The following is a 12778-nucleotide window of genomic DNA, read 5'->3' on the forward strand; positions in this document are numbered from 1 at the left end:
TCATAGTGAGTGCCACTACGGTCCGCATCCTGCCGTGACCGCGCTCCCTGGAGACGAGACGACGATGCCCGAGCACACGCCACAGCAGGTTCTGCACGACCCGGCGTACGGCATCCCCGCGGAGGACGCCGCGGCCGTCCACGCCTACGCGGGCGCGTTCTGCGGCAGACGGGACGCCGCCGCCCGGCTCGCCGCCGAGGTGCTCGCGGGACAGCGGGGGCCCGCCGTGCGCCCGGCGCTCCTGGCCGACGTACGGCGGACGGCCTTCGAATGGCTGGGCGACGACCGCTCCGGGCTCCTCCGCCCCGGCTTCCGGGACTGGGCCCGGCGGGCGGCCGAGACCTTCGGCACGACGGACACCCTGCGGCTCGTGGAGCACAACGCGCTGCTGCTGCGGACGTTCACGGAACTGGCCGACCAGGAGCGCATCGCGCTGTGGCTGTGCCTCGCGGAGGGCGAACCTGCTTTCGCGGCACGCGTGTTGAACACCTCGGAGGACTTCGCCGCGTCGATGGCCGAGTCGGCCCGCTCCCGGCTCGCCGACACCTTCCTGCGGCTGCGCACCGAGCACACGTCCGACGCCCGCTGCGTGCACTACGGCGGCATGCTCGGCGCGATCGCCCGCGGCACCCACCGCGAGACCCCGCCGGACCTCGAACAGCACCTGGAGACCTGCGAGTTCTGCACCCACGACATGGCACTGCTGCGCACGCTCACGTCGGGAGGGCCACAGGAGCTGCGGCCTCTGCTGGTCGACCGGCTCCTGGTGTGGGGCGGCCCGGCGTACCGGGCAGCGAGACCGACGGCGCCGACGCGCACCGCCGGGAGGCCGTCGGCGGCCTCGGGGAAGGTCTCGCCGGCCGGGCCGGGAGCGTCGGCGGAAAGGGGTTCGCGCGCCAGGCCGGGTTCATGGGCGAGGGTGGCCGCACGGGTCGGACGAGGACGCGGGTCCGGACCGGATCCGGAGATGGGCCCGCCCGCGACCGGCACGACCGGGCCCGGCCCGACGGCACAGCCCGACAAGGGCGTCCCCGGCGCCTCCCCGGTCCCCCACGCCCCCGACAGCCCTGGCACCCCCGCCCCGCCGGGCGCCGCGCCCACGTCTCCCCCCTCCACCGTTCCGGCCCCGCGACGCCCCGTCGTCGCGATAGCCGTCGCCGTCGTGGTCACCGCGGTCGCCACCGCCGTGGCCCTCAGCCTGTGGTCCGGGACGCAGACCGGAACGGCCGTCGACTCCTACGGTCCGCCGTACCGGGCACCCTCACCGGTCCCGTCGGCCCCGGTCTCCGCCTCGGCCTCCCCGGGCGCGGGGACCGTGCTCGCGACCGTCGCGCTGCAGAGCACCGGCAGTCCGGGCCGGTGCGTCGCGGGCGCCGCCGGTGGCTCCCGGCGCAACGGCCCCGCGACGGCCGTCTGCGACGAAGGCGCGGCGCAGCAGTGGCGGGTCGTCGACATCGGGGGCGGGGCCGTCGCTCTCCAGCACGTGGCGTCGACGTTCTGTCTGGACATCGCGGGCTATCGCGCCCTGGGCGATCCCATGCAGATGCGGCCGTGCGCCTACCAGCAGGGCGACAGCGCCCCCTACCCGGAGGACCAGGCGTTCGTCCTGAGGACCCGGCAGGACCAGACCTTCACGCTGGTCTGCCAGGACAATCCCGCCATCGCCGTGGGAATCAGCAACGGCGAGATCCGCATGCTGTCCACCGCGACCGCGGGCAGGGCGATCCGCTTCGCCCTCGACGACGCCCTGGACAGGGCACTGGGCAACTGAGCCCCGAATGCCAGAATTTGCCCATGGCGGAAATCCTCCAGAAGGACGGCACATGGGTCTTCGACGGCGACGCTCTGCGGCTGACTCCGGGAAGGGACAAGAACGTCGGACTGCTCCGCAGGGCACTGGGTGAACTCGTCGTCCCGTTGGGCGCGTTGGTGGGCATCTCGCTCGAACAGGGCAAGAGGAGCGGCCGGTTGAGACTGAGGTTGCGCGACGGCGCCGACCCCCTGCTGCACGCGACCGGCGGCCGGCTGTCCGAACCGCACGACCCCTACCAGCTGACCGTCGAGTCGGACCGCTACGGCGTGGCCGAGTACTTCGTGGACGAGGTCAGGAACGCGCTGCTCCTGGACCAGGTCCCGGCCGACCCGGTCGACGGGTACCTGCTGCTGGGCCCGGCCGTGCCGCTCTCCGTGTCCGCGGGCGACGGCACCGCCGCCTTCGACGGCGAACACATCCGCCTGGAGTGGAACTGGAAGACGGAGGACGCCAAGGCCGCCGCGGGAACCCGCACCCTCGCCGTGACCGACGTCGTCGCCGTGGAGTGGCAGCCCGCGGCCGGTCTGGAGAACGGCCATCTGCGCTTCACCGTGCGGCACGCCCCGACCAAGGCCCCGCCGAAGTACGACCCCAACGCGGTGGAGCTGTGGGGCTTCAAGAAGGACCCGCTGATGGCGCTGGTCGCGGCGGCGGTCCAGGCCAGGCTTCCGCACCCGGCCCGGGCCGCCGCCGTCGGCGTACCCGCGAAGAAGGACCCGCGACCGGAAACGCCTTCCCCTCCGGTCGCCCCCGCCGAGGACGGCCACGACGCCCTCCTGCGCCGTCTGCGCGAGCTCGGTGAGCTGCACCGCACCGGAGTGCTGACGGACGAGGAGTTCGCGATGGCCAAGCAGGCGGTCCTCAAGCGAATGTAACGGCCTTTGCGGGGCCGCTACTTCGCCCTGCGCGCCACTGTGAAGTGGTCGATGCGGTCACCGGTCTCGGCGATGCCCGACACCTTCAGCTTGGCGTAGTGGCCCCGGGGCGCGGGCTCGACGTCCACGCGCAGGAAGGAGTAGTTGAGGTAGCGCACCCGGGACCAGGTGACGGTCTCGTTGACCTTGCCGTCCTTGGTGTTGATGAAGGAGGCGACGGAGTCGACCTCGTTCAGGTGCCCCTCGTAGGAGTCCGGCGCGGTGAACGCGTACAGGCTGCGGCCGGCCGCGCCCGCCGTGACGTAGACGACGCCCTCGGTCTCGGAGTAGGCGGTCTCGCCGATCGGGAGCTTCTTGACGACCTTGTCGCCCTTGATGACGTCGGTGCGCTCGTACTGGTGGTTGTGGCCGTTGATGACCAGGTCCACCGTGTACTTCTCGAACAGCGGCACCCACTCCTGGCGCACGCCCCCCTCCGAGGCGTGCGCGGTGGAGGTGCAGTAGGCGCAGTGGTGGAAGAACACGACGATGAAGTCGATGTCCTTGGACGCCCGGTACTTCTTCAGCTGCGACTCGAACCACTTGGTCTGGGTGCCGCCGGAGATGCCGAGGTTGGCCGGGATCTCGAAGGAGACGTCGTTCGGGTCCAGCGAGATGATCGCCGTGTTGCCGTGGACGAAGGAGTAGACGCCCGGCAGGTTCTTCTTGTCCGGCCCGTTGTCGGGGAGCGTGAAGCGGGCCTCCTCGCCGCCGTAGCCGTTGGGCGAGTACCAGGCCTCCATGTCGTGGTTGCCGAAGCTCACCATCCACGGCACGGATTTGGCGACCGACTCGGTCTGGGCGAGGAACTGGTCCCAGGTGCGCGAGTCGAAGACAGTGTCGGAGGCCTTGCCCTGGCCGGCCGGGTCGGCGTAGGCGATGTCGCCCGCGTGCAGGTGGAAGGACGGGTTCTGGCCGAGGATCAGGCTGTCGTTGGCGAGCGCGTGGTAGCTGACGCCCTGGTCGCCGAAGGCGGTGAAGGTGAAGGGCTTCTTGTGGGCGGGCGCGGTGGTGAAGGTGCCCAGGGTGCCGGTCAGGTGCGGCTCGGCGGGGTCGAAGCCCTGGTGGCCGACGCCGTAGTAGTAGGTCTGGCCGGGGCGCAGGTGGGTCAGCTTGGCGTGGACGTAGTACTGCGTGTGGTCGCCGCTCGCGCCGACGCCGGCGGGCGTGTAGAGGCTGCGGACCTCGGCCTCGATCTTGCGTGAGAGGTCCCAGGGGTGGGCGCCGATGCGGACGAAGGGCTTCTTGACCGCGACCGGGACCTGCCACGAGACGGTCATCTCGGTGCGGGCGTCGGTACCGAAGGCGAGGTGGCGGCCGAAGGGGGCGACCAGGGAGCCGTCGACGGTCGCCGCGGAGGCGAAGGTCTGGGTGGGCGTGGCGGCCTGGGCGACGGCGCCCGGGACGAACGCGCCACCCGCGACGGCGCCCAGCGTGACGGCGCCGCCCCTGATCATGGTGCGCCGCGAGAATCTGGCGCGCAGGTACTCGTGCTGTTCGGCCATGCTCATGCGCTCGGCGAGCTGGTCCGGTACTCCCATGCGAGGAATGTCCATGGCGTCTGAAACTCGTCTCTCTGAGCGACGTCCCGCAAGACGCCGTATGGACAGTCCGCGAACAGGGACTCATGAGAGATTCAATGTTCGCCCAAGGATTTCTAACAGGCCGTTGCCCGATATCGGGCAGATTTCTTGCATAACGCGCCGACGTCCCTCAGGATCTACCGGGTGCACGACGAACTCGTTGATCATCTGACGCGGTCCACGCCCCTGAACCGGGGCGAGGCGCTGCGGGTGATCCAGGACGTGCTCGCCTACTTCGACGAGACGACCGCGGAGTTCGTCCGTCGCCGCCACCGCGAACTCCAGGCCGAAGGCCTGGTCAACGCGGAGATCTTCGGACGGATCGAGGCGGACCTGACCTACCGGGCGGTGGCCCCGCCGGAGCTCACGCTCAGGCAACTGCGCCGCATCGTCTACGGCTGATCCACCGAGATCGCCGGGAACGCTGAGGAATACGTATATATGTGCGGAATCGTCGGATACATCGGGAAGCGCGATGTGGCGCCCCTGCTCCTGGAGGGCCTTCAGCGCCTGGAGTACCGCGGCTACGACTCGGCGGGCATCGTCGTCACCTCGCCGAAGACGGCGGGCCTGAGGATGGTCAAGGCCAAGGGCCGGGTGCGTGACCTGGAGGCCAGGGTCCCGGCCCGCTTCAAGGGCACGACCGGCATCGCGCACACCCGCTGGGCCACCCACGGCGCCCCCTCCGACGTGAACGCCCACCCGCACATGTCGGCCGACAGCAAGGTCGCCGTCGTCCACAACGGCATCATCGACAACGCCTCCGACCTGCGGCGCAAGCTGGAGGCGGACGGCGTCGAGTTCCTCTCCGAGACCGACACCGAGGTCCTCGTCCACCTCATCGCGCGCTCCCAGGCGGAGAAGCTGGAGGACAAGGTCCGCGACACCCTGCGGGTGATCGAGGGCACCTACGGCATCGCCGTGATGCACGCCGACTTCAACGACCGCATCGTGGTGGCCCGCAACGGCTCCCCGGTCGTCCTCGGCATCGGCGAGAAGGAGATGTTCGTCGCCTCGGACATCGCCGCGCTGGTCGCCCACACCCGCCAGATCGTGACGCTCGACGACGGCGAGATGGCCACCCTCAAGGCCGACGACTTCCGCACCTACACGACGGAGGGCACCCGCACCACGGCCGAGCCCACCACCGTCGAGTGGGAGGCCGCCTCCTACGACATGGGCGGCCACGACACCTACATGCACAAGGAGATCCACGAGCAGGCCGACGCCGTGGACCGCGTCCTGCGCGGCCGCATCGACGACCGCTTCTCCACCGTGCACCTGGGCGGCCTCAACCTGGACGCCCGCGAGGCCCGCCAGATCCGCCGGGTGAAGATCCTCGGCTGCGGCACCTCGTACCACGCGGGCATGATCGGCGCCCAGATGATCGAGGAGCTGGCCCGCATCCCCGCGGACGCCGAGCCGGCCTCGGAGTTCCGCTACCGCAACGCGGTCGTCGACCCCGACACGCTCTACATCGCGGTCTCCCAGTCCGGTGAGACGTACGACGTCCTCGCGGCCGTCCAGGAGCTGAAGCGCAAGGGCGCCCGGGTCCTGGGCGTCGTGAACGTGGTGGGCTCGGCGATCGCCCGCGAGGCGGACGGCGGCATCTACGTGCACGCGGGCCCGGAGGTCTGCGTGGTCTCCACGAAGTGCTTCACCAACACGACGGTGGCCTTCGCGCTCCTCGCCCTGCACCTGGGCCGCACCCGCGACCTCTCCGTCCGCGACGGCAAGCGGATCATCGAGGGGCTGCGCAGGCTGCCCGCGCAGATCACCGAGATGCTGGAGCAGGAGGAGCACATCAAGAAGCTGGCCGAGCAGTACGCCGAGGCCCGCTCGATGCTCTTCATCGGCCGCGTCCGGGGCTACCCGGTGGCCCGCGAGGCCTCCCTGAAGCTGAAGGAGGTCTCGTACATCCACGCCGAGGCCTACCCCGCCTCCGAGCTCAAGCACGGTCCCCTGGCCCTGATCGAGCCCGCCCTGCCCACGGTCGCGATCGTCCCGAACGACGACCTCCTGGAGAAGAACCGCGCCGCCCTGGAGGAGATCAAGGCCCGCAGCGGCAAGATCCTTGCGGTGGCCCACCAGCACCAGGAGAAGGCCGACGAGACGATCGTGGTCCCGAAGAACGAGGACGAACTGGACCCCATCCTGATGGGCATCCCCCTCCAACTCCTCGCCTACCACACGGCGTTGGCCCTGGGCCGGGACATCGACAAGCCCAGGAACCTCGCCAAGTCGGTAACGGTCGAGTAAGCGCCCGTAGGGGCGCGGGGAACTGCGCGAGCAACCCCCACGCACCCGCAGAGGCCACCCAACGGAACGGACCCCCACGCGATGCCACCATCCACGGAGGGTCCGTTCTCGTCGCCGGGGAGCCGCCCAAACCCCCGGCCCGCGCAGCTACCCGGTGGCCGTCACGCCCCGACCCGCCGCACGCCTCGGAAGCACCGTCGGCCAGTGCGCGAGCGCAGCGGTCGCCGCGTACCAGGCAACGGCACCCGCAGCCACGGCGAACCAGCCCCCGACCTTGCCCAGCCCGTCATTGCCCGCGAACACACCGATCGCGAGCAGGACAAGGGAAACGAAGAACAACCCGTAGGTCCCCTGGGCGAGTTGGTCGCCACCGGCGAAGGTCAGCGAGAGCGCCACAAGGGCGAACAGCAACAGGAACAGCCCTGCCGCGCTGCCGGAGGCGTCCGCGGACACGGCCCAGGTGAACCACAGGGCCCCGAGGGCCGAGAACGCCGTGCCCCCGACGGAGTCGCCGTCGCGGAAGGCGAGCAGTCCTGCCACGAAGAGGGCAACGCCCCCCACGTACTGGGCGATTGAGACGGCGTCAGCCGCCGTCACGCCGTTGATCACATCGGTGTGGCCGAGTCCGAACGCCAACAGGGTGATACCCAGGGCCAGTCGGCCGACCACGGTAGTGGTCGCGCTTCCCGCGGAGACGTCTTTGTCCACAGCGGGCTCCCTTCGTGCGTGTGCAGTTGTACGGTGACCGATATATGCCCTTCACAAGGGCACAAACACCTCTGCGCACGAGGAAATTCACACATCCCACCTGGGAGAACGGCGAGTTACGGGATCACGATGACGGGCCGCTTCGCCCGCTTGGCGAGCCGTCCCGCGACGGACCCGAAAATGCGCCCCACGAGGCCGTGGGTGGAGCCGACGACGATCGCGTCCGCCTCGTACTCCCGCCCGACCTCCTCGAGTTCGTGGCAGATGTCCCCGCCGCGCTCGACGAGGATCCAGGGCACCTCGGCCAGATAGTCCGCACAGGCCAGCTCAAGGCCGAGCACCTCGGTGCGGTGGTCCGGCACGTCGACGAAGACCGGTGGCTCGCAGCCGGCCCACACGGTGGTGGGCAGCCGGTTCGCGACGTGCACGATGATCAGGCCCGAGCCGGAGCGATGGGCCATGCCGATCGCGTAGGCGAGGGCGCGCTCGCTGGATGTCGAGCCGTCGAAGCCCACGACGACGCCGTGCTTGAAGGCGGGGTCGCAGGAGTGGCGTGGCTCTTCCGCCGCCAGGGGCTCGGCCGCCGTGGGATCGGCGACAGGCCGCTTGCGGTCCGCTGGTTCGAAGAATTCGTGACCGGCCATGGCTGTCTCGGCGTTGTGATCCTTATACGGGAGGAACGACGGTGAGCGGCGGAGCTGTGTCCGGGAATCATCTTCCCAACCCCATACCCCCAAGGGTACGGCGGCACGCTTCCTTTGGCCCAGATCCCGTCCTCGGAGCGTGGGGGTTCCAGGGAGCATGCACGAGGGGGCGCCCGTAACGCAATGGTTGCTGCGTTGTACAGGCGGTTTGCACAGGATTCACGTACCCGCCCCTGCGCCCCCGGCCCCGCCCGTGCCCACCGAACGGCCCCCGGCGCAGTGACCGACCGGTCGAACGCGCGTTGACCCCCGTGAGCCACGCCGCAGGGAGACGCCACAGGGAGCACACGATGACCGGACACCGACCGCCCTCCGAGGACTCCACCACCGACCTGGTCCGCTGGGCGGCCTTCAGCTGCGTCCTGGTCCCCGTGGTCCTCGTCCTCTACGGCACCTCGCTCGGCGGCGCCACGGGCACCGCGCTCGGCCTCGCCGCCGTCACGGCCGTCTGCCGTATCCTCCTGCGCCAGTCGGAGCGCGGCGCGGCCCGCCTGACACAGGAGGACCGGGCGCCCCATCGCGGCCACCGGCACAGGAGCGGCGGCGGGGCCCGTCGAGGCGGTCGTCACACAGGGGGAAGCTCACCGGTCGGCTGACCGGTTTTCATACACCGGGCCGACTCTTTTCAGCCAACTTCCACGGTGCGCGTGTCCCTTGGTCCAACCACCCCCCAACCCCCGTTCCACCTGCACGGATAGGGTCTCCGGGGCCCTGCGCACCCTACGTGGATTAGCCACTGCGACAAGGCGCACTTCCCTGCACGGCCCACGAGTGCAACGCTTCGTGATCGAATGCTTTACGCCAAGTTGCCAAGTCGACAATGTGCCGGATGACGAACTGGTCACGCCGACACCACGGGACACAGTAGATTCGATCTTGACGTCTTACGGCGGGGGACTCGTGCAGGACCGAGGGGAAACGTGCTGGAGCGACATGCCCGACAAGTTAGGGGCGCCGCGACCACCGAGGGGGGCTTAGCAGTATGAGCCACGACTCCACTGCCGCGCCGGAAGCCGCGGCCCGGAAGCTTTCCGGGCGACGCCGCAAGGAGATCGTCGCGGTGCTGCTGTTCAGCGGCGGCCCCATTTTCGAGAGTTCCATACCACTGTCGGTGTTCGGGATTGACCGCCAGGACGCCGGCGTGCCCCGCTACCGCCTGCTGGTGTGCGGCGGCGAAGAAGGCCCACTGCGGACCACAGGGGGCCTGGAACTCACCGCGCCACATGGCCTGGAAGCGATCTCACGCGCGGGCACGGTCGTCGTGCCGGCCTGGCGCTCGATCACTTCACCGCCGCCGGAGGACTCGCTCGACGCACTGCGCCGGGCGCACGAAGAGGGCGCCCGCATCGTCGGGCTGTGCACCGGCGCATTCGTGCTGGCCGCCGCCGGCCTGCTGGACGGCCGCCCCGCGACGACACACTGGATGTACGCGCCGACGCTGGCCAAGCGCTATCCGTCGGTGCACGTCGATCCACGGGAACTCTTCGTGGACGACGGCGACGTACTGACCTCGGCCGGCACCGCGGCCGGAATCGACCTGTGCCTCCACATCGTGCGGACGGACCACGGCAACGAGGCGGCCGGCGCGCTGGCCCGCCGCCTGGTGGTCCCGCCGCGCCGCTCGGGCGGCCAGGAGCGCTACCTCGACAGGTCTTTACCAGAGGAGATCGGCGCCGACCCGCTCGCCGAGGTCGTCGCCTGGGCGCTGGAGCACCTCCACGAACAGTTCGACGTGGAGACGCTGGCGGCGCGGGCGTACATGAGCCGTCGTACGTTCGACCGCCGGTTCCGCTCGCTGACGGGTTCGGCCCCTCTCCAGTGGCTGATCACACAGCGGGTGCTGCAGGCGCAGCGGCTGCTCGAGACGTCGGACTACTCGGTGGACGAGGTCGCGGGCCGCTGCGGCTTCCGCTCGCCGGTGGCGCTGCGCGGGCACTTCCGGCGGCAGCTGGGTTCGTCCCCTGCGGCCTACCGGGCCGCGTACCGGGCGCGCCGTCCGCAGAGCGACAAGCCGGTGGACAGCGACGGGTCGATGGGGGGCCCCACGGGTCCCGCGCCCAGCGCCCCCGTGCCGCTGCACCCGGAGGGCGGCCCGGTCCCCCTGCAGACCCGCCGCACCCCCGCTCCCGTGGGCCCGCCGTCGGAGAACGGCCGCGAGCTGTACGTCGGCAGCCGGGCGAGTCTGCCGGGGCAGCGCAGCGGAGCCTGACGTCCTGACGCCGGGCGGGCCACAGAGCCCGCCCGGCGTTCCGGGTGCCCGACGCCGACGCGGGGCACCCAAAAGCGGACGTCAGCCGTAGGGTGTTCGCATGAACGATCGCATGGTGTGGATCGACTGCGAGATGACCGGCCTCTCGCTGTCCGACGACGCTCTCATCGAGGTTGCCGCCCTCGTCACCGACTCCGAGCTCAACGTGCTCGGCGACGGTGTGGACATCGTCATCCGCCCGCCGGACCAGGCGCTGGAGACGATGCCGGAGGTGGTGCGTCAGATGCACACCGCGTCCGGGCTGCTCACGGAGCTGTCCGGCGGCACGACGCTCGCCGACGCCGAGGAGCAGGTCCTCTCCTACGTCCGCGAGCACGTCAAGGAGCCCGGCAAGGCGCCCCTGTGCGGCAACTCCGTCGGCACGGACCGCGGCTTCCTCCTCCGTGACATGGCCACGCTGGAGAGCTACCTCCACTACCGGATCGTGGACGTCAGCTCCGTCAAGGAGCTCGCCCGGCGCTGGTATCCCCGGGCCTACTTCAACAGCCCGGACAAGAACGGCAACCACCGCGCCCTCGCCGACATCCGCGAGTCCATCGCCGAACTCCGCTACTACCGCGAGGCGATCTTCGTCCCGCAGCCCGGCCCCGACTCCGACACGGCGAAGACGATCGCCGCGAAGCACGTCCTGCCTGGGCGTTAAAAGCCGGGCGCGAGCACCCCTTCAGACCCTGTACACTTTTTCTCGGCCGGTCGGAGAGATCCGAACAGCCGAACATGGTGGGTGTAGCTCAGTTGGTAGAGCACCTGGTTGTGGTCCAGGTGGCCGCGGGTTCAAGTCCCGTCACTCACCCTCAGCACCTGAGCCGGTGACCTTGGAGACAAGGTCACCGGCTCAGGTCGTTTCCGGGACCGGGCACGTGCCGGTCGTGAGCGTGGCCCTCGCTCACCGGAAGCCGCTCGGTCGGCGGCCGGAACAGCCCGGACTGATCCCGGAGCCGGAAGCAGGCCGCTTCCGCAGCACGGCCTGAGCCGCCCCGCCTCCGCCAACTCCCGCAAACCGCAGTGAAGTCGGGCCGGGATCGCCGGTGCCGGGACGTTCACCGGAAGGACCGCGCCCGGTTGAGCGACCGTCGACCGCGATCAGCCCGGCGGGACACTCCGGCCGGGCCGTGGTCGCCGACGTCAGGACGACGCCCGCTCCACCAGTTCCGTGGCCAGTACCACCTGCCTGCGCTCCAGCCCCCGGGAGACGGCCGGGCGGCGGTCGGCGATCTCCGTGAGGAGGAGGTCGATCATGCGGCGGCCCATTTCCTCGATGGGCTGGCGGACGCTGGTGAGGGGCGGGTCCATGTGACGCGCTATGGCCGAGTCGTCGTAGCCGATCAGAGCCACGTCGGCCGGGATGCTCCGGCCCTCCTCGCGGAGGACCTGGCGGGCGCCCGCCGCCATGACGTCGGAACCGGCGAACACCGCGTCCAGGTCGGGGCGGCGGGTCAGCAGCCTGGTCATGGCGCGGCGGCCGCCCTCCTCCGTGAAGTCACCGGGTTCGATCAGCCGCTCGTCCACCTCGTGGCCCGCGTCGAGCAGCGCGTCGCGGTAGCCGTCGACGCGGCGCTGGGCGCCGTACACGTCGAGGCGGCCCGTGATGTGGGCGATCGCCCGACGGCCGCCGGCCAGCAGGTGCTCCACGGCCGAGCGGCCGCCGCCGTAGTTGTCGGAGTCGACCGAGGGGAGCGTCTCCCCGGCTGAGCGCGGGCCGCTGATCACCGCGGGGATCTCCAGCTGGGACAGCAGATCGGGGAGCGGATCGTCGGCGTGGACGGAGACCAGCAGGACGCCGTCGACCCGGTGCGCGGCCAGGTACTGGGCCAGCCGGCGGCGTTCGCGGTCGCTACCCGCGAAGATCAGCAGGAGCTGCATCTCGGTGTCCGAGATCTCGGCGCCGACACCCTTGAGCATGTCCGAGAAGTACGGCTCCGCGAAGAACCGTGTCTCCGGCTCGGGCACCACCAGCGCGATCGCGTCCGTGCGGTTGGCCGCCAGGGCGCGGGCTGCCGTGTTCGGGACGTACCCGAGCTCCGCCACCGCCGCCTCGACCGCCGCGCGGGTCGCGTCGCTGACCCGGGGCGAGCCGTTGATCACCCGGGAGACGGTCCCCCGGCCGACGCCGGCGCGCGCGGCGACCTCTTCGAGGGTGGGCCGGCCACCGCTGCGGCTCCGCGCTCCGTGGCTTGCCATTGGGCTCCGCCTTCCGCCGTTGTCTGGACGCTGGCCTGGAATTTAACAGTCCCGCCTGGTGCGGCGGCCGTCGCGGTGGCCGTCGCCCCGCGCACCCGCTCCGGCCTGGACGGCCTCGCCTCCGCCGCCGGGACGGGCCGAGGACGGGCCGAGGTGGGTCCAGTTAACAGGCTGATAACTGAAGGCATCTCCCCGCGTCGACTCCCTTGACACCCTCGCTCCAACCCGCGAACCTTCAACACATCACCGGTGGGAGCGCTCCCACGGTACCTGAGACATAAACATCCCGCACGTTCCCCGCCCGAGCCGCAGCAAGAACTAACGGGCCCAACAACGCAGTTGGCCGG

Annotated in this window: 11 protein-coding genes and 1 tRNA gene; 8 read left to right on the forward strand and 4 right to left on the reverse strand. The window is 70.6% G+C overall.

Translation table 11 applies throughout. The features are described from left to right. The first annotated feature begins 64 nt into the window (after window positions 1–64). Window positions 65–1771, forward strand: coding sequence for an RICIN domain-containing protein (locus tag ACZ48Z_RS32915; RefSeq protein ID WP_468739552.1), 1707 nt, complete (start codon window positions 65–67; stop codon window positions 1769–1771). Between the two features lie 23 nt (window positions 1772–1794). After that, entirely contained in the window at window positions 1795–2688 is an 894-nt protein-coding gene (locus tag ACZ48Z_RS32920; RefSeq protein WP_468739553.1) for a DUF4429 domain-containing protein, read from the forward strand. A 17-nt stretch (window positions 2689–2705) separates the two neighbouring features. Here the strand turns inward: ACZ48Z_RS32920 and ACZ48Z_RS32925 are convergent, their stop codons facing one another. Further along, window positions 2706–4268 (reverse strand): purple acid phosphatase family protein, encoded by a 1563-nt coding sequence (locus ACZ48Z_RS32925; protein ID WP_468739554.1) that lies wholly within the window; start codon window positions 4266–4268, stop codon window positions 2706–2708. Between the two features lie 186 nt (window positions 4269–4454). On the opposite strand from ACZ48Z_RS32925, the gene ACZ48Z_RS32930 reads away from it, so the two are divergent. Together ACZ48Z_RS32930 and glmS are read left to right on the forward strand one after the other, a co-directional pair. Then, window positions 4455–4712 (forward strand): hypothetical protein, encoded by a 258-nt coding sequence (locus ACZ48Z_RS32930; protein WP_468739555.1) that lies wholly within the window; start codon window positions 4455–4457, stop codon window positions 4710–4712. 39 nt (window positions 4713–4751) lie between these two features. Then, on the forward strand, window positions 4752–6569 hold the full coding sequence (gene glmS / locus ACZ48Z_RS32935; protein WP_468739556.1) for a glutamine--fructose-6-phosphate transaminase (isomerizing): 1818 nt from the start codon (window positions 4752–4754) through the stop codon (window positions 6567–6569). 147 nt (window positions 6570–6716) lie between these two features. On the opposite strand, the gene ACZ48Z_RS32940 is transcribed toward glmS, so the two are convergent. Together ACZ48Z_RS32940 and ACZ48Z_RS32945 are read right to left on the reverse strand one after the other, a co-directional pair. After that, on the reverse strand, window positions 6717–7277 hold the full coding sequence (locus tag ACZ48Z_RS32940) for a GPR1/FUN34/YaaH family transporter (RefSeq protein WP_468739557.1): 561 nt from the start codon (window positions 7275–7277) through the stop codon (window positions 6717–6719). Window positions 7278–7393: 116 nt separating this feature from the next. Continuing rightward, window positions 7394–7921 carry a universal stress protein gene (locus tag ACZ48Z_RS32945; RefSeq protein WP_086855635.1) on the reverse strand — a complete coding sequence of 176 codons (528 nt, stop codon included), beginning with the start codon at window positions 7919–7921 and terminating at the stop codon, window positions 7394–7396. 350 nt (window positions 7922–8271) lie between these two features. On the opposite strand from ACZ48Z_RS32945, the gene ACZ48Z_RS32950 reads away from it, so the two are divergent. The 4 genes from ACZ48Z_RS32950 (at window position 8272) to ACZ48Z_RS32965 (ending at window position 11043) form a co-directional block, all read left to right on the forward strand. Beyond that, window positions 8272–8577: a hypothetical protein gene (locus ACZ48Z_RS32950; protein WP_468739558.1), complete on the forward strand. Its 306-nt coding sequence runs from the start codon at window positions 8272–8274 to the stop codon at window positions 8575–8577. A 386-nt stretch (window positions 8578–8963) separates the two neighbouring features. Further along, window positions 8964–10190 (forward strand): GlxA family transcriptional regulator, encoded by a 1227-nt coding sequence (locus tag ACZ48Z_RS32955; RefSeq protein WP_468739559.1) that lies wholly within the window; start codon window positions 8964–8966, stop codon window positions 10188–10190. 100 nt (window positions 10191–10290) lie between these two features. Next, window positions 10291–10893, forward strand: a complete 603-nt coding sequence (gene orn, locus ACZ48Z_RS32960; protein ID WP_468739560.1) for an oligoribonuclease — start codon at window positions 10291–10293, stop codon at window positions 10891–10893. 77 nt (window positions 10894–10970) lie between these two features. Continuing rightward, window positions 10971–11043, forward strand: a tRNA-His gene (locus ACZ48Z_RS32965). Between the two features lie 332 nt (window positions 11044–11375). On the opposite strand, the gene ACZ48Z_RS32970 is transcribed toward ACZ48Z_RS32965, so the two are convergent. Further along, window positions 11376–12431, reverse strand: a complete 1056-nt coding sequence (locus tag ACZ48Z_RS32970; protein ID WP_468739561.1) for a LacI family DNA-binding transcriptional regulator — start codon at window positions 12429–12431, stop codon at window positions 11376–11378. Window positions 12432–12778: the final 347 nt, after the last annotated feature.

Source organism: Streptomyces sp. NPDC031225, from assembly GCF_055570355.1.

Coding starts and splice junctions, on each gene's coding strand:
- ACZ48Z_RS32915 (WP_468739552.1), top strand. CDS start 65: ATGCCCGAGCACACGCCACAGCAGGTTCTGCACGACCCGGCGTACGGC.
- ACZ48Z_RS32920 (WP_468739553.1), top strand. CDS start 1,795: ATGGCGGAAATCCTCCAGAAGGACGGCACATGGGTCTTCGACGGCGAC.
- ACZ48Z_RS32925 (WP_468739554.1), bottom strand. CDS start 4,268: ATGGGAGTACCGGACCAGCTCGCCGAGCGCATGAGCATGGCCGAACAG.
- glmS (WP_468739556.1), top strand. CDS start 4,752: ATGTGCGGAATCGTCGGATACATCGGGAAGCGCGATGTGGCGCCCCTG.
- ACZ48Z_RS32945 (WP_086855635.1), bottom strand. CDS start 7,921: ATGGCCGGTCACGAATTCTTCGAACCAGCGGACCGCAAGCGGCCTGTC.
- ACZ48Z_RS32950 (WP_468739558.1), top strand. CDS start 8,272: ATGACCGGACACCGACCGCCCTCCGAGGACTCCACCACCGACCTGGTC.
- ACZ48Z_RS32955 (WP_468739559.1), top strand. CDS start 8,964: ATGAGCCACGACTCCACTGCCGCGCCGGAAGCCGCGGCCCGGAAGCTT.
- orn (WP_468739560.1), top strand. CDS start 10,291: ATGAACGATCGCATGGTGTGGATCGACTGCGAGATGACCGGCCTCTCG.
- ACZ48Z_RS32970 (WP_468739561.1), bottom strand. CDS start 12,431: ATGGCAAGCCACGGAGCGCGGAGCCGCAGCGGTGGCCGGCCCACCCTC.